The organism is uncultured Aggregatibacter sp., assembly GCF_938046485.1.
Taxonomy (GTDB): Bacteria; Pseudomonadota; Gammaproteobacteria; order Enterobacterales; family Pasteurellaceae; genus Aggregatibacter.
The window spans coordinates 1-16,304 of sequence record NZ_CALIWN010000002.1 but is presented as its reverse complement, the minus strand read 5'-3'; the positions used below and the strand labels follow the sequence as shown (position 1 = coordinate 16,304).

Here is a 16,304-nt window from a genome sequence, read left to right as displayed (position 1 = left end):
CTGGTTAGAATACCTGCCTGTCACGCAGGGGGTCGCGGGTTCGAGTCCCGTCCATTCCGCCAATTTCAGTTATCTAAAGTTACATACCAATAGGGGCGTAGTTCAATTGGTAGAGCACCGGTCTCCAAAACCGGGTGTTGGGAGTTCGAGCCTCTCCGCCCCTGCCATTGATTATACCCTAGTTATATATCCCATCAAAATATTCTATCTTTTTATAAATTCTATTTAAATTTCGTGTGAATATCTTGTTTTAGTTTAACTGTAATTGTTCAGGCAAATACTAAACAGTAAATAGTTTGACAGTTTGTTTCCCGTTTTTGAGAATGTAGAGCATTCTATATATCTTATGTGCTTTATAAAAAGATTGAGCGAGTAGTACACTCTTTTTTACATTGATGACCAATGAATATTGGTAGTGGTTGTTTATAGACCTTGTTACACTAGACATTATAACGCCTTCAAATCTTTATCTAATCATCTAGTCAACAATAAAATGTCGTCTTTAAAGAGCATTTTGTATATTTTGTTTTGGCATAATATTATCCCTTTACCTAATGCTATTGTTTTCATAGGTTCTCCCTTAGCTTGTTGGGAAGGAGAGTTTCGTTTTGCCGATTCTGCGATGAGAAATAAAGTGCGGTCATTTTTGACGTTATTTCGTGCGAATTATGAATGTAAAAAAATAGCGCCTGATATTAGGCGCTATATGTTGTATTAAGGAATGTTGTTATAGCAAGATATTGGCAAATAATAAGCCGAAACCTAAACAAAATGCCATACTTAATAAGCCTGGTAGCATGAAACTGTGGTTAAAAATGTATTTACCGATTCGTGTTGTACCGGTTGTGTCAAAGTCAATTGAAGCAATGATTGGGCCGTAGTTCGGGATGAAGAAATAGCCGTTTACCGCAACAAACACACCAATCAAAATTGCCGGTGGAATACCAAGAGCAATACCCAATGGGAATAGAGTTGCTACAGTAGCACCTTGGCTGTTAACTAACACTGAAAGTATGAACAAGGCGAAAGCAAATGTCCAAGGTGCGGTTTCGACTAAACCTTTTACTAAACCTTTAACTTCTTCCATATGGGCTTGCATTAAGGTATCACCTAACCATGCAATACCGAAAATAGCGATTACCGCACGCATACCGGCGTGGAATACAGAACCTTTAGTAATTTCAGTGCCATCCGGTTTACAGGTTAAGATAATTAACGCACCGATAGATAGCATGATGATCTCAATGGTATGCGCCATACCCATTGGTTTGCCATCAAATACCGGACGAAGAGAAGGCATTGCTCCCATTAACACAACAAGTAATGCACCAAATAAGAAAAGGGATACGGAGATTTTGGCGGATTTGCTAATTTCAAGCTCTTTACCGACGACAGTTGAATTAAAGGCTTCCGCATATTTTGGATCGTGTAAACGACGTTGATATTCCGGATCATCCTTTAATTCTTTACCCATTTTATTGACAAATAGACAAGCGCAGAAAATTCCCAGAATAGTAGAAGGAATTGTAACGATTAACACATCCCCTAAATGAATGCCTTGCGGTTCAAGATACGCGACAACTGCAACTACAGCGGCAGCAATCGGACTGGCAACAATCGCAAATTGAGAGGCGATAACCGCCATGGACATTGGACGTTCAGGACGGACGCCATTTTGACGACTCACTTCAGCAATTACCGGTAATACAGAATAGGCAACGTGGCCCGTACCGGCTAATAGCGTAAAGGTCCAAGTCACTGCAGGGGCGATAAATGTAATATGTTTTGGATTGCGACGTAAAATATTTGTCGCAATTTTGATCATGTAATCTAAACCACCTGATGCTTGCATTGCTGCTGCCGCAGAAACTACTGCCATAATCATAAACATCACGTCAATTGGCAAACCCGCCGGTTTTAAGCCGAAACCGAAAGATAAGATAGCTAGCCCCAAGCCGCCAAAGACACCCAAACCGATACCACCCACGCGCGCACCGACTAAAATACAGAGCAACACGATGGCGAACTGAAGTAAAAACATAGCAGACATACTGCCTCCTTTAAGTAAAACATAAAACTTGTATGGGGTATAAGAAATTATACTCAGCGATATTTGATAGACCTACCTTATTTAAGATAAATCAAGATGTCGTAACTCAAAAATCGGTTTAATTATATAAGAATTACGTAATAGTGAGTATGTAAGAGATTTGATGTTCTGATTGATTTATGATCTAGGTCACATTTTAAATCAATAAATGATTGTTATTTGAGCAAGTTCTGCCTTGGAATAAAAACAATAATTTTTGATAAATGGCGAAAGTAAAGTTATACTCTAGCTTTCTTTTTAAACCTAATGATTGAGAAACAAATGGAAGAATTTATGCCGATGGCAACGGCGTTTGCCAAAAATCATACACTCATTGTTGTTGCTTGGGTGGCTGTGTGTATTATGGTGATTTTCAGCTTTATTAAAGCCGCCACCAGTAAAACAAAGGTGATTGATAACGCTGAAGCAATTGCCTTAATTAACAATCAAAATGCCGTGGTTATTGACTTGCGTTCTATTGATGAGTTTACCAATGGGCATATTATCAATAGCCTCAACCTGTTGCCTACCGAAATTAAAAATCACAACATTGGCAAAATTGAACAACATAAAGACACGCCGGTGATTTTAGTGTGTACAAATGGGGTAACCTCGACAACCTCTGCCGAGATGTTGGCAAAACAAGGCTTTAATCATGTATATACATTAAAAGATGGCTTAGCAGGCTGGCGTGCAGCAAGCTTACCTTTAGTTAGAAAATAAATAAGGACTCCAATATGACCGAAGAAAAAAAAGACGTGATGAACGAAGAGCAAGAGGCTCAAGCCGTACTTCAAATTCAACGTATCTATGTCAAAGATATTTCTTTTGAAGCGCCAAATCTTCCACATATTTTCCATCAAGAATGGAAACCGAAATTATCGTTTGATTTATCTACTGAAACCGTAAAATTAGGCGATGATTTATATGAAGTGTGTTTAAATCTTTCCGTTGAAACCACATTGGAAGATTCCGGTGATGTGGCGTTTATTTGTGAAGTTAAACAAGCCGGTGTATTCACGATTAGTGGTTTAGATGATATGCAAATGGCGCATTGTTTAACAGCGCAATGCCCAAATATGCTATTCCCATATGCGCGCGAATTAGTCTCTAACTTAGTTAATCGTGGCACATTCCCAGCATTAAACCTTTCTCCGGTGAACTTCGACGCATTATTTGTTGAGTATTTACAACGTCAACAACAAGAGCAAGAATCCGAAGAACAACCAAGCGTGAACTAATCTGCAAAACCCGCTTCATTAAGTGATAAAGCGGGTTTATTTTTTTCGTTACCGTCTTTTTCGCCATTCAAGGAGTTAATGATGAATACGACTTTGACCCATTCTTCAATTACTGTGTTAGGTGCCGGTTCTTTCGGTACGGCATTAGCCATTGCATTTTCACGTAATGGACATCCCACTTACCTTTGGGGGCACAATCCGCAAAAAATGCAGAAACTGAATGCTGAGCGACAAAATGCAGAATTTTTGCCGGATATTATTTTCCCTGAGGCGTTATCTCTGGAAGCCGATTTAGCGAAAGCGATTCAAGCCTCACGGGATTTATTGTTGGCGATTCCAAGTCATTGCTTTGGTGAAATTCTCTCACAAATTCGACCGCACTTACGTCCTGACAGTCGTATCATTTGGGCAACGAAAGGTTTGGAGCGGGATACCGGTCGTTTGTTAGAAGAGGTGATTAAGGAAAAATTAGGCAACCACTATCCGTTAGCAGTGCTTTCTGGGCCAACCTTTGCTAAAGAGTTGGCATCAGGGCTTCCTACAGCAATTACTTTAGCGTCGAATAACGAAGAATTTGCGTTGCAGTTTCAGGCGCGTATTCATTGCAGTAAGCATTTTCGTGTGTATATTAACAACGATATGCTTGGCGTGCAGTTGGGTGGAGCGATTAAAAACGTAATTGCTATCGGTGCAGGCATTTCCGATGGCATGGGATTTGGCGCAAACGCCAGAACAGCGCTGATTACGCGTGGCATTGCCGAAATATCCCGTTTAGGCACCGCACTTGGGGCAAACCCGAATACATTTATGGGAATGTCGGGGTTAGGTGATCTTGTTTTAACCTGTACTGACAATCAATCCCGCAACCGTCGCTTTGGTATTATGCTGGGGCAGGGCTTTTCTGCTCAAACGGCAATGGATAATATCGGTCAGGTCGTGGAGGGCTTTTATAATACAAAAGAAGCGCATTTGCTTGCGCAACGGCACGGTATCGAAATGCCTATCACGGAGCAAATTTATCAAGTGCTATTTTGTGGTAAAAATGCAAAAGAAGCGGCAGTAAATTTATTAGGCAGAGAACGTAAAGAGGAATAATTCATGTCATCAACGGTTTGGCAATCTATTCGTCAGGAAGCGAAAGAGTTGGTAGAGAATGAACCTATGCTTGCCAGTTTTTTCCATTCCACCATTTTAAAACACCATAACTTAGGCAGCGCGTTAAGTTATATTTTAGCGAACAAATTAGCCAATACGATTATGCCGGCAATTGCCTTGCGTGAGATTATTGAAGAAACCTATCAGGAAAAACCAAGCATCATTGAATGTGCTGCCTGTGACATTCAAGCGGTGCGTCAGCGCGATCCGGCAGTGGAGCTTTGGTCAACACCATTGCTTTATTTAAAAGGGTTTCATGCCATTCAAAGTTATCGTATTACACACTATTTATGGCAACAAAATCGCAAAGCACTTGCGATTTACCTGCAAAATCAGATTTCTGTGGCGTTTGATGTGGATATTCACCCGGCAGCAAAAATCGGCCATGGCATCATGTTTGACCATGCCACCGGTATTGTGGTAGGGGAAACGTCCGTGATTGAAAATAACGTGTCTATTTTGCAAGGCGTTACGCTTGGCGGAACAGGTAAAGAATGTGGTGATCGCCATCCGAAAATTCATGAAGGTGTGATGATCGGTGCCGGCGCGAAGATCTTAGGCAATATCGAAGTCGGCAAATACGCTAAAATCGGTGCTAATTCAGTGGTCCTACAACCGGTTCCGGACTATGCCACCGCCGCCGGCGTACCGGCACGCATTATAGGCAAAGACAAAGATGCCAAACCGGCATTTGAGATGGACCAAAATTTTATTGATCTGAGCATGGAATTAAACATTTAGCACGCATCATCAGTAAAAACATCATAAAAATTGACCGCACTTTTCTGCTGATGGTTTCTGGTCTCTCTAGAAACTGTCGTGAGAAAAGTCGTAACCAGAAGAAAATGAGGTAAAAATGACAAACGTAATTCATACCGATAAAGCACCGGCAGCCATCGGCCCCTATGTTCAAGCCGTTGATTTGGGTAATTTTGTGTTGACCTCCGGACAAATTCCGGTGAACCCGCAAACTGGCGAGATTCCGACAGATATTGCTCAACAAGCGAGACAGTCTTTAGAAAATATTAAAGCGATTTTAGAACAAGCCGGTTTAGGCGTGAAAGATATTGTGAAAACCACGGTATTTGTGAAAGATTTAAAAGATTTTGCAACAGTTAACGCAGAGTATGAAGCCTTTTTCAAGGCGCATCATCATCCAAGTTTTCCGGCACGTTCTTGTGTCGAAGTCGCGCGTTTGCCGAAAGATGTTGGATTAGAAATCGAAGCGATTGCTGTTAGATCATAATTCTTCAGCGAATATGATTTCTTAAGGTCAAACCTTTGTTAAACAGCGGTTTGGCCTTTTTTCTTGATTTGTTACACCATGGCGCATTTAGGTGACGCATTCATTCTATTTTTAGGCATTATTTTAATGCAACAAAAAAGCGCTAAGTAAAAACTTAGCGCCTTTTCTGAATATGGCGGAGGAACTGGGATTCGAACCCAGGGAGGGCGTAAACCCTCGCCGGTTTTCAAGACCGGTGCCTTCAACCGCTCGACCATTCCTCCGTGTGTTGAAGTGACGTGAATAATACGGACTCTCGTTATTTAAGTCAAGCAGTTAAATAAAAGAAATCATTTAACTGCTTTATTTTCAGTCGATAGTATTATTTTACTTCCGCCTTCGTCGGCTCCGCATAAACATGGCTGATTGCCGTATGATGTCCTGCCGCGCCTTTGCCGTAGAAATAATAGCGGGATTTTTTCCATTCAGATACGGGATAAGTCTGTATCGGTTCATCCGAGGCTTTGGCTAATGTCGCCTCTGCTTTGGTATGCGCGACTGCAGAGAATGTTCCAATTCGTCCGTTGAATACATAAGTGCGGTCGGTTTCAGCCATGAATTTCACCTCATGTGCTGTTTTCGGCTCGACCTGTTCAGCTACTGCCGTAGTGGGTTCTGACGTCACGTTATGATTTAAACGTTCTAAAGATGCCTGAATTTTCTTCTCAACAGAATCATTTGCCGGCTGAGCAATAAATTCAGTTAACGGTTGAACGTCATTTTTAGCTTTCTCAACAATCATATCCAAGGCTGGCACAGTAAGGCTCTTCTCGGTTTCTGCACTTGATTGATTTTGTTGTTCAAGTAGCTCATCAACAGATAAGAACGCATTTTCTTTTTCTTTCGGTTGATTGATTTGTGTCATATCGATCCAAACTTTTCCGCTGGCTAACTCCGGAGAGGCTACCGCAGCAAATAATGGCATTGGTGATTTTTCTTGCGGACGACGACGGCGTTGGTTATTCACACGTAAATGACGTGGTAAACGACGTTGACGCGCATTATCACGATTGCGTTCAGGTTCATTTGAGATTTCTGTTGCTTCCGTAGAAACAATGGATTCCTCTGGGGCATGAGCAACATTCACGTTTTCAACAAATGAAACCTTTTCTGCTTGGTCAGCTTGAATGTCATTTACCTCATCATAAACGCGGACTTTTTTGCGTAAGTCGCGACGTTGACGACGTTGTGCAGGTTCAGCCTTTTCTTCGGTAACCGGGGTAGAAGATTCAGGTTTAATGATTTCTTCAATCACTTCAGGTTTACGATTACGTTTAGCGTTGCGCTCTTGGTAACGATTTCTCGCTTCAAATTTATCCGCACTTTGTTCTTCAACAACGTTTTCCGTATTTTCGTTGCGAACACGACGGTTGTTACGACGATCTTGATTGCGACGATTACGGTTGTTCATGTTTCTGTTGTTTGGACGAGCTTTTTTATTTTTCTCTTCCGGTTTTGGCTCAGACGCAAATAAACCTTTTAATGCAGCGAATAAACGGCTTAATAAAGATGGTGCTTTCGGCGCTTTACGTTCAACCGGCTCCGGTGCTGGCATTGTAATGGCCAAAGAAACTGCCGCACTTTCCACCGCCGGTATTTCTGCCTGTGTCGCTTCAATATTACGAGAAACCAACGATTCCTCTGCAGCAAAGGTTTCGTCTTGATCTTGATGTAATTTTGCCAAATTGTAGCTTAACTCATTCACTTCTTCGCCATCACGAACACGGAACACACTGAAGTTCGGTGTTTCCATCGCTTCGTTTGGTACCACGATAATATCGACATTATGGCGTTTTTCGATGCTATGAATAGCTTTACGTTTTTCGTTTAATAAGTAAGAAGCAATTTGTACCGGAACGATGGTGTGAACCTGTTTGGTATTTTCTTTTAACGCTTCTTCTTCCAATAAACGCAAGATAGAAAGTGAAAGTGATTCGTTATCACGGATTTTACCGGTGCCTTGGCAACGCGGACAGACGTGATGAGAGGATTCACCTAATGACGGACTCAAACGTTGGCGAGACATTTCCAACAAACCGAAGCGGGAAATGCGGCTAATTTGAATACGTGCGCGATCTTGACGTACGGCATCGCGAATGCGGTTTTCCACTTCACGTTGATGGCGAACCGGTGTCATGTCGATGAAGTCAATCACAATTAAACCACCCAGGTCGCGTAAACGAAGTTGACGCGCAATTTCATCTGCGGCTTCAAGGTTAGTGTTTAATGCGGTTTCTTCGATATCGCCACCACGGGTAGAACGTGCGGAGTTAATATCAATGGCTGTTAAGGCTTCAGTGGCGTCAATGACAATAGAACCACCGGAAGGTAAACGCACTTCACGTTGGAAAGCGGATTCAATTTGGGATTCGATTTGATAATGACTGAACAGCGGTACTTCGCCTTGATACAATTTCACGCGATTAATGAAATCCGGACGCACTAATTTGATGTGTGCTTTCGCTTTTTCATAGACTTTCGGACTATCAATCAGAATTTCGCCGATATCACGACGCAAATAGTCGCGAATCGCACGCACGATAACATCACTTTCTTGGTGAATTAAGAACGGCGCAGGGCGGCTTTCTGAGGCTTGTTTGATTGCCTCCCAATGGTGCAATAGCACTTTTAAGTCCCATTGCAATTCTTCCGGCGATTTACCTACACCGGCGGTACGTACGATTAAGCCGATACCTTCAGGCACATCCAAAGAACTCAAGGCATCTTTTAATTCCAAACGTTCATCGCCCTCAATGCGACGAGAAATGCCACCTGCACGAGGGTTGTTTGGCATGATCACTAAATAACTTCCTGCCAAGGAAATAAAGGTTGTCAACGCAGCACCTTTATTGCCACGTTCTTCTTTGTTCACTTGAACAATAACTTCTTGTCCTTCAGAAATAATATCGCGAATATTCGGACGACCTTGATAGACATAATCCGCCGGGAAATATTCACGTGCAATTTCTTTTAACGGTAAAAAACCGTGACGTTCTGCGCCATAATCCACAAAAGCGGCTTCTAAACTCGGCTCAACGCGAGTGATTTTCCCTTTGTAAATATTGGCTTTTTTCTGTTCATGACCAGGACTTTCAATGTCCAGGTCGAATAAGCGTTGTCCATCGACTAACGCAACGCGCAACTCTTCTTTTTGAGTTGCGTTGATTAACATTCTTTTCATTCGTTTTCTCTTTTATCGAAAGGGGGTTATCCCCTAAAAATACGTCATCAAAAATGACCGCACTTTGCTTAGTCGCCGACCTCGTGTCTGTCGCAGAATGTCCGTCTTCCCGACTGTCATCTGCTGGGCGCATTGGCAACCTTATTCACACTCATATCATCTTGATATGTGAATAAAAACAAAACCGGTTAAAAAATGGTTTGCAAGCTGTCGCTCATGTTGATGGTTAAAAATCATTGCAATAACAACGTCTTATGCCGAATGCTGCATTGTATTTTATCAATGATAACCTGTTTATTTTAAAGCCTTTTTTGACTCAAAAAAGGCTCACTATTATCGCTTGAATAGGGATTTTTAGCAAGGCGTTTCACCCTTTGTGGAAGATTCTTTGCGACATTCAAACTCACCATACAATATGCTATGATGCGCGCCAATTTTTATGTAAAAGATCGTAATAAACACAAAATGAATGAAAAAGTAGTTAACCCGAACGTGCAATTTCTCACCATAAGCGATGATGAAGCAGGTCAAAGATTAGATAATTTTCTCCTTGCGCGCTTAAAAGGCGTACCTAAAAGTCTGATTTATCGCATTGTACGCAAAGGCGAAGTGCGGGTGAATAAAGGCAGAAGTAAGCCGGAATATAAATTACAAGCCGAGGATGTGGTGCGAATTCCACCGGTACGTGTGGCAGAAAAAGCACAGGAAACCGTTTCTCATAAACTCACCAAAGTCGCCCAATTAGAACAACACATTATTTTTGAAGACAATTACTTACTAGTACTTAATAAACCTTCCGGTATCGCCGTGCATGGGGGGAGCGGGCTAGATTTTGGCGTGATTGAGGCATTACGTGCGCTTCGTCCGGAGGCGCGTTTCTTGGAATTGGTTCATCGTTTAGATCGCGATACTTCGGGGATTTTATTGGTAGCGAAAAAGCGTTCTGCGTTGCGTCATTTACATGAACAGTTGCGTGAAAAAACGATTCAAAAAGAGTATTTAGCGCTTGTGCGTGGGCAGTGGCAATCACACTGTAAAGTGGTGCAGGCACCGCTGTTGAAAAATGAGCTGTCGAGCGGCGAGCGCATTGTGAAAGTCAGTGAACAAGGTAAACCGTCGGAAACCCGCTTTTCTGTGGAAGAGCGTTACGTTAATGCTACTTTGGTGAAAGCTTCGCCGGTCACGGGGCGAACCCATCAAATCCGCGTGCATACGCAATATGCCGGACATCCCATTGCGTTAGATAGCAAATATGGCGACAAAGTATTCGATCAACAAATGGCCGAATTAGGTTTGAATCGTTTATTTTTACATGCTTATTCTATTCGTTTTGAACATCCACACAGTGGTGAAACGTTGCGTTTGACAGCACAATTGGATGAGAAAATGAAAGGGATCTTAAAACGATTGCGAGAGATGAAGTAAAGTGCGGTGGATTTTCCGTGCATTTTCAAAATACTGAAAAAATGACCGCACTTTTGCCGTGTTGATCACATTTCTCAAATAAAAACGGTGAAAAAATTGACCGCACTTTCCCCTTTATCTTTAAGCGTTGTAGAATCAATCTTATCCCATCAACGTCGAGGATAGGCTATGAAACGTGTGACGCTTCTTTTGAATAGAACCTTACTGGCCAGTAGCATGGTATTGCTCACGGCGTGCCATTCCATCCTTTACCAACCCGCGAAAACCCTCAGCCAAATTGACCCAGAAAAGGGGTACCGTTTAGAAAAGACCATGCAACAAGCGCTGGAAAAAGAAAATTTAGTGATTGTCACTTTTTCCGGTGGTGGCTCACGGGCGGTGTCTTTGGGATATGGCGTGTTAGAACAGTTTCAGCAGGCAACAGTACGCCCAACGGAAAGGGGCGATACGTTATTACAAAATATTGATGTGGTGTATGGCGTGTCCGGCGGTTCGGTGTTGGCGGCCTATTTGGCGTTAGAAGGGCAAGAAACGATCCCCAAATTTAAGGAGTTTTTTCTCAAGAAAGATTTCCAAAAAAAAGTCATTAATGAAGTGTTTTCTTTGAGCAATGTGCCTCGGCTTACTTCGCCGCAATTCGGGCGTAGCGATTTATTGCAAGAGCAACTGAATTTAGCGTTATATAACGGAAAGACGTTTGCCGATTTGGCACGGAAACGTAAAGGACCGTTTGCGGTAATTAACGCCACAGATATGACGGCAGGACAGAAAGTGTCGTTTACGCAAGACTTCTTTGATTGGCTTTGCGTGGATTTGAATGATATTGAAATTGCGCGTGCGGTGGCGGCATCCAGTGCAGTACCATTAATTTTTTCACCAATCACCTTGAATAATCATGCCGGTCTTTGCCACGCAGAAAGCAAAAAAGCGTTTCTTATGCAAACTCAGCCGGGCAATCACTTGTTATTGAACAATTTTAATGCCATGCAAAAGCGCTTAGCGCGTTATCAAGATAGTGTAGAACAACCTTATTTGCATTTAGTGGATGGCGGTTTAACGGATAATTTAGGATTGGCCAGTTTGTTGGATATGTCGAATTTGCTCAGTGTACGCAAACTTTATGCCGAATTGAAGAAATCCGCTTTTCGCCATGTGGTTGTGGTCAGTGTGAATGCACAAAATGAACGAACCAGCCATATCGACAAATCGGCGGATGTGCCGGGCGTGAGAGAAGTGGTCGATACGGTGATCAATGTGCCGATTGATAAGGCGACGGAATCGACCGTGCAATATTCACAAAAATTTGCGAATCAATGGAACGCTTATGCTAAACGTCAAAGAGAGGCCAAGATTAAGGTTTATTTTGTGAATGTGAGTTTGAAAGATCTACCGGAAGGACAATTGAAAAAAGACGTGTTAAATATCGGAACGTCTTTTTACTTACCGGAATCTGATGTGGATAAGTTGCGTGAAGCTGCGAAGATTTTGTTAATGCAATCGAAAGAGTATCATGACGCATTAAAAGCATTACAGTAGTGAAATCAGTGATATCAGATTAGGGTTTGTTATCGGCAAAGTGCGGTGGATGTTGAGGGTAAATGGCACGCCCTAAAGGATTCGAACCTTTGACCCACGCCTTAGAAGGGCGTTGCTCTATCCAGCTGAGCTAAGGGCGCATTGTAAAAGGAATCATAAAGAAGTAGAGAGGGTGGTCGGCGAGATAGGATTTGAACCTACGACCCACTGGTCCCAAACCAGTTGCGCTACCAAACTGCGCTACTCGCCGAAAAGATGTGTAGCATTATAGTTTTCTTTCTTATTCAGTCAATAAGTTTTTTTTATTTTGCCATTGAATGCCTAAATTTATTGCAATTCGGCTTACATAAAAGGGGCTTTTCTGACAAAATAGCAAACGTTTGTATTTTCTTTTTCATCGGAGACGCCAATGACCGCTCAAATTATTTCCGGAACGCAATTAGCCAGTCAAATTAAATCGAATGTGGCTCAACAAATTTCACAGTATGTCGCTCAGGGAAAACGCGCACCGGGCTTAGCTGTGATTTTGGTGGGGGCGGATCCTGCCTCACAAGTGTATGTAGGCAGTAAACGGAAAAGCTGTGCTGAAATCGGCATCACGTCACAATCCTACGATTTGCCGGAAACCACAACGGAACAGGCGTTGTTGGAACTGATTGAAGAGTTGAATCAAGATACCGAGGTTGATGGCATTTTGGTGCAGTTGCCGTTGCCGAAACACATTGATAGCACCAAAGTGATTGAGCAAATTTCTCCGGAAAAGGATGTAGACGGTTTTCATCCTTACAATGTTGGACGGTTGTGCCAACGTATTCCCACATTGCGCGCTTGTACTCCTTACGGCGTGATGAAATTATTGGAAACCACTGGCATTTCTTTCTATGGCAAACACGCGGTGATCGTGGGCGCCTCTAATATTGTCGGTCGTCCGATGGCTCTTGAATTGTTGTTAGCCGGTTGCACCGTGACCGTAACACACCGTTTCACCGAAGATTTGGCGAGTCATATTCGTCAAGCGGATATTTTAGTGGTGGCGGTGGGCAAACCGAAATTCATTAAAGGCGAATGGATTAAAGAAGGCGCGGTAGTGGTGGATGTGGGCATTAACCGCCTTGAGGGCAAACTTGTGGGCGATGTGGAATTTGATATTGCCGCACAGCGTGCGTCCTATATTACTCCGGTACCGGGGGGCGTAGGCCCGATGACGGTGGCGATGTTGATGCAAAATACCCTTTCCGCATATGAAAAACAACAGGGCGATGCAGCATAGCATCTTCCTTGAAAAAGACATAAAAAATCCACCGCACTTTAAATCGATTTTATATCGGAAGTGCGGTGGATTTTTTCATTGTTTATTTTAGGCTGTCAACTGTACCAAAATACGACGAATCGGCTCTGCCGCACCCCATAATAACTGGTCGCCCACGCTGAACGCCGCTAAGTATTCCGGCCCCATATTGAGTTTACGTAAACGGCCGACCGGAACGCTTAATGTGCCGGTCACTTTGGTTGGCGTTAACTCACGCAATGTGGTTTCTTTGTCATTTGGAATCACTTTCACCCATTCGTTGTGAGAGGCTAAAATTTGCTCGATTTCCGCTAACGGAATATCACGTTTTAATTTAATGGTGAAGGCTTGGCTGTGGCAACGTAAAGCACCGATACGTACACATAAGCCGTCTACCGGAATCGGGTTGTCGCTTAAGCCAAGAATTTTGTTGGTTTCTGCGTAGCCTTTCCATTCTTCTTTGGTTTGTCCGTTTTCCCAAAGTTTATCAATCCATGGAATCAAGCTGCCGGCTAATGGTGCGCCGAAGTTATCAATTGGGAAATCGCTGTCACGCATTTTTGCCGTAACGGCGCGTTCAATGTCTAAAATAGAAGAGTGCGGTTGTGCCAATAATGTTTTGACTTCGCCATTGAGCTCGCCCATTTGTACCAACAACTCACGCATATTTTTAGCGCCGGCACCACTCGCGGCTTGGTAAGTCGCCACGGAAATCCATTCCACTAAATCCTGTTTAAATAGCCCGCCTAACGCCATTAACATCAAGCTCACCGTACAGTTACCGCCCACATAGGTTTTCACGCCGTTTTTCAAGCCCTCGCTAATCACGTGTTGGTTTACCGGATCTAAGACGATGATGGCATCTTTTTCCATACGCAATGCAGACGCTGCATCTACCCAATAGCCATCCCAACCGGCCGCTTTTAATTTTGGATACACATCGTTGGTGTAATCACCGCCTTGGCAAGTGACGATAATGTCTAATTTTTTCAATTCGTTAATATCAAACGCATCTTTTAATGTGCCTGCGTCTTTACCGGCAAATGTCGGTGCGGCTTGGCCGGCTTGAGAGGTGGTAAAGAAAACCGGATTGATGTTCGCAAAATCATTTTCTTGCTGCATACGTTCCATTAAAACGGAACCCACCATTCCGCGCCAACCGATAAAACCAACGTTTTTCATAAATGTATCCTTTATTAGAGAAAATTTGAGGGATTAATTAATAGCAAGAGATCGCGCTCAAAAGCAAGTATTTTTCCGATATTTTTTTTTATTAAAAATAATTGAAAAATAGACTGCACTTTATTTTTCATTTCTATTGATAACGGAACGAACGGCTCGAGTGAAAGTGGTACCTTATGTGTTATAATTCCGCAAAATTCATTTATTTAAGGATAGATATGCAATTTTCTAAAATGCACGGACTCGGCAATGATTTTATGGTGGTGGATGCGGTTACGCAGAACGTTTATTTTCCTGCCGACACCATTAAACGTTTAGCCGATCGTCATCGTGGCATTGGTTTTGATCAGCTGTTGGTGGTGGAACCGCCTTATGATCCCGAATTGGATTTTCATTATCGTATTTTTAATGCGGACGGCAGTGAAGTGGCGCAATGTGGTAATGGTGCCCGGTGTTTTGCCCGTTTTGTGACGCTTAAAGGTTTAACCAACAAAAAAGATATCGCCGTCAGTACACAAAATGGCAAAATGGTGTTGACCGTCAAAGAAGACGACAATGTGCGTGTGAACATGGGCGAACCTATTTGGGATCCGAATAAAATTCCGTTTACCGCCAATAAATTTGAGAAAAATTATATTCTGCGCACGGAAATTCAGACGGTACTCTGTGGCGCGGTATCCATGGGCAATCCACATTGTGTGGTGCAGGTGGACGATATTCACACGGCCAATGTAGCGCAGCTCGGACCATTACTTGAAAACCATGAGCGTTTTCCTGAACGGGTGAATGCCGGGTTTATGCAGGTGGTGAATCGCAAACATATTAAATTACGCGTACATGAGCGTGGCGCGGGCGAAACCCAAGCCTGTGGTAGCGGTGCTTGTGCGGCAGTCGCTGTGGGGATTATGCAAGGCGTATTGGACAATGAAGTGCAGGTAGATTTGCCCGGCGGCAGTTTGCTGATTGAATGGCAAGGCGAAGGGCATCCGCTGTATATGACCGGTAGCGCTACCCATGTCTATGACGGCGTGATTTATCTCTAATTTTCGATCATCGCGATGCAAAACGAACTGCAAAAATACCTGACTTACTTGCGCATTGAACGTCAAGTGAGCCCTCATACGCTGACCAACTATCAGCATCAGTTGGTGCGCGTTATCGCCATTTTGCAGGATGCCGGAATTCAACAATGGCAACAAGTCACACCAAGTGTCGTGCGCTATGTGTTGGCACAAAGCAGTAAACAAGATGGCTTAAAAGAAAAAAGCTTGGCGTTACGCCTTTCTGCGTTGCGCCGCTTTTTGAGTTATTTGGTGTATCAAGGGCAGCTCAAGGTGAATCCGGCCGTGGGCGTTTCCGCGCCTAAGCAACCCAAACATTTACCCAAAAACATCGATAGGGATCAAATTCAGCTATTACTTGCCAACGACAGCAAAGAACCCATTGATATCCGCGATCGCGCCATGATTGAATTGTTTTACAGCTCCGGTTTGCGTTTGTCGGAATTGCAAGGATTGAACTTAAACAGCATTAATCTTCGCGTGCGTGAAGTGCGGGTGATTGGTAAAGGGAACAAAGAGCGCATTGTGCCACTGGGGCGTTATGCTTCCCACGCCATTCAACAATGGCTCAAAGTGCGGTTGTTATTTAACCCAAAAGACGATGCGTTGTTTGTCAGTCAGTTGGGGAATCGTATGTCCACGCGCTCGATTCAAATGCGCTTGGAACGCTGGGGCATTCGACAAGGGCTGAATAGCCATTTGAATCCGCACAAACTTCGCCACTCTTTTGCCACCCATATGTTGGAAGCCAGTTCGGATTTACGCGCGGTACAAGAATTGCTCGGACACAGTCATTTATCGACAACGCAAATTTATACGCACTTAAATTTCCAACATTTAGCAGACGTGTATGATGCGGCG

13 protein-coding genes and 4 tRNA genes are annotated in these 16,304 nt (G+C 43.2%); 11 read left to right on the top strand and 6 right to left on the bottom strand.

Annotated features, from left to right (window positions below):
* The first annotated feature begins 91 nt into the window (after positions 1 to 91).
* Positions 92 to 167 (top strand) — tRNA-Trp (locus Q0203_RS00135).
* A gap of 560 nt (positions 168 to 727) precedes the next feature.
* Here the strand turns inward: Q0203_RS00135 and Q0203_RS00130 are convergent.
* Positions 728 to 2,050 (bottom strand): anaerobic C4-dicarboxylate transporter, encoded by a 1,323-nt coding sequence (locus Q0203_RS00130; protein WP_230621893.1) that lies wholly within the window; start codon positions 2,048 to 2,050, stop codon positions 728 to 730.
* A 321-nt stretch (positions 2,051 to 2,371) separates the two neighbouring features.
* Between Q0203_RS00130 and Q0203_RS00125 the strand changes: the two genes are divergently transcribed.
* The 5 genes from Q0203_RS00125 (at position 2,372) to Q0203_RS00105 (ending at position 5,731) form a co-directional block, all read left to right on the top strand.
* Positions 2,372 to 2,812, top strand: a complete 441-nt coding sequence (locus Q0203_RS00125) for a rhodanese-like domain-containing protein (RefSeq protein WP_297928644.1) — start codon at positions 2,372 to 2,374, stop codon at positions 2,810 to 2,812.
* 14 nt (positions 2,813 to 2,826) lie between these two features.
* Positions 2,827 to 3,330 (top strand): protein-export chaperone SecB, encoded by a 504-nt coding sequence (secB, locus tag Q0203_RS00120; RefSeq protein WP_021615574.1) that lies wholly within the window; start codon positions 2,827 to 2,829, stop codon positions 3,328 to 3,330.
* Positions 3,331 to 3,411: 81 nt separating this feature from the next.
* Positions 3,412 to 4,425, top strand: coding sequence for an NAD(P)H-dependent glycerol-3-phosphate dehydrogenase (gpsA, locus tag Q0203_RS00115; protein ID WP_295974521.1), 1,014 nt, complete (start codon positions 3,412 to 3,414; stop codon positions 4,423 to 4,425).
* 3 nt (positions 4,426 to 4,428) lie between these two features.
* Positions 4,429 to 5,226 (top strand): serine O-acetyltransferase, encoded by a 798-nt coding sequence (cysE, locus tag Q0203_RS00110; RefSeq protein ID WP_297928639.1) that lies wholly within the window; start codon positions 4,429 to 4,431, stop codon positions 5,224 to 5,226.
* Positions 5,227 to 5,341: 115 nt separating this feature from the next.
* Positions 5,342 to 5,731 (top strand): RidA family protein, encoded by a 390-nt coding sequence (locus Q0203_RS00105; RefSeq protein WP_295974517.1) that lies wholly within the window; start codon positions 5,342 to 5,344, stop codon positions 5,729 to 5,731.
* Positions 5,732 to 5,904: 173 nt separating this feature from the next.
* On the opposite strand, the gene Q0203_RS00100 is transcribed toward Q0203_RS00105, so the two are convergent.
* Both Q0203_RS00100 and rne read right to left on the bottom strand, forming a co-directional pair.
* A tRNA-Ser gene (locus Q0203_RS00100) sits at positions 5,905 to 5,994 on the bottom strand.
* 98 nt (positions 5,995 to 6,092) lie between these two features.
* Positions 6,093 to 8,951, bottom strand: a complete 2,859-nt coding sequence (rne, locus tag Q0203_RS00095; RefSeq protein WP_297928637.1) for a ribonuclease E — start codon at positions 8,949 to 8,951, stop codon at positions 6,093 to 6,095.
* A 465-nt stretch (positions 8,952 to 9,416) separates the two neighbouring features.
* Between rne and rluC the strand changes: the two genes are divergently transcribed.
* Together rluC and Q0203_RS00085 are read left to right on the top strand one after the other, a co-directional pair.
* Complete coding sequence (rluC, locus tag Q0203_RS00090) at positions 9,417 to 10,376, top strand: 23S rRNA pseudouridine(955/2504/2580) synthase RluC (RefSeq protein WP_297928642.1); 960 nt, start codon at positions 9,417 to 9,419, stop codon at positions 10,374 to 10,376.
* Positions 10,377 to 10,544: 168 nt separating this feature from the next.
* Positions 10,545 to 11,912, top strand: coding sequence for a patatin-like phospholipase family protein (locus Q0203_RS00085; RefSeq protein ID WP_297928635.1), 1,368 nt, complete (start codon positions 10,545 to 10,547; stop codon positions 11,910 to 11,912).
* Positions 11,913 to 11,975: 63 nt separating this feature from the next.
* Here the strand turns inward: Q0203_RS00085 and Q0203_RS00080 are convergent.
* Together Q0203_RS00080 and Q0203_RS00075 are read right to left on the bottom strand one after the other, a co-directional pair.
* A tRNA-Arg gene (locus tag Q0203_RS00080) sits at positions 11,976 to 12,052 on the bottom strand.
* A gap of 33 nt (positions 12,053 to 12,085) precedes the next feature.
* A tRNA-Pro gene (locus tag Q0203_RS00075) sits at positions 12,086 to 12,162 on the bottom strand.
* 159 nt (positions 12,163 to 12,321) lie between these two features.
* Between Q0203_RS00075 and folD the strand changes: the two genes are divergently transcribed.
* The gene (gene folD, locus Q0203_RS00070) at positions 12,322 to 13,182 is read left to right on the top strand and encodes a bifunctional methylenetetrahydrofolate dehydrogenase/methenyltetrahydrofolate cyclohydrolase FolD (protein WP_297928633.1); all 861 of its coding nucleotides are present in this window, start codon (positions 12,322 to 12,324) and stop codon (positions 13,180 to 13,182) included.
* Positions 13,183 to 13,269: 87 nt separating this feature from the next.
* Here the strand turns inward: folD and asd are convergent, their stop codons facing one another.
* Positions 13,270 to 14,382, bottom strand: a complete 1,113-nt coding sequence (gene asd, locus Q0203_RS00065; RefSeq protein ID WP_297928631.1) for an aspartate-semialdehyde dehydrogenase — start codon at positions 14,380 to 14,382, stop codon at positions 13,270 to 13,272.
* A 218-nt stretch (positions 14,383 to 14,600) separates the two neighbouring features.
* Here asd and dapF point away from each other — a divergent pair, with 218 nt between their 5' ends.
* Both dapF and xerC read left to right on the top strand, forming a co-directional pair.
* Complete coding sequence (dapF, locus tag Q0203_RS00060) at positions 14,601 to 15,425, top strand: diaminopimelate epimerase (protein ID WP_297928628.1); 825 nt, start codon at positions 14,601 to 14,603, stop codon at positions 15,423 to 15,425.
* Between the two features lie 15 nt (positions 15,426 to 15,440).
* The coding region (xerC, locus tag Q0203_RS00055) for a tyrosine recombinase XerC (RefSeq protein ID WP_297928627.1) at positions 15,441 to 16,304 on the top strand (864 nt) is incomplete at its 3' end.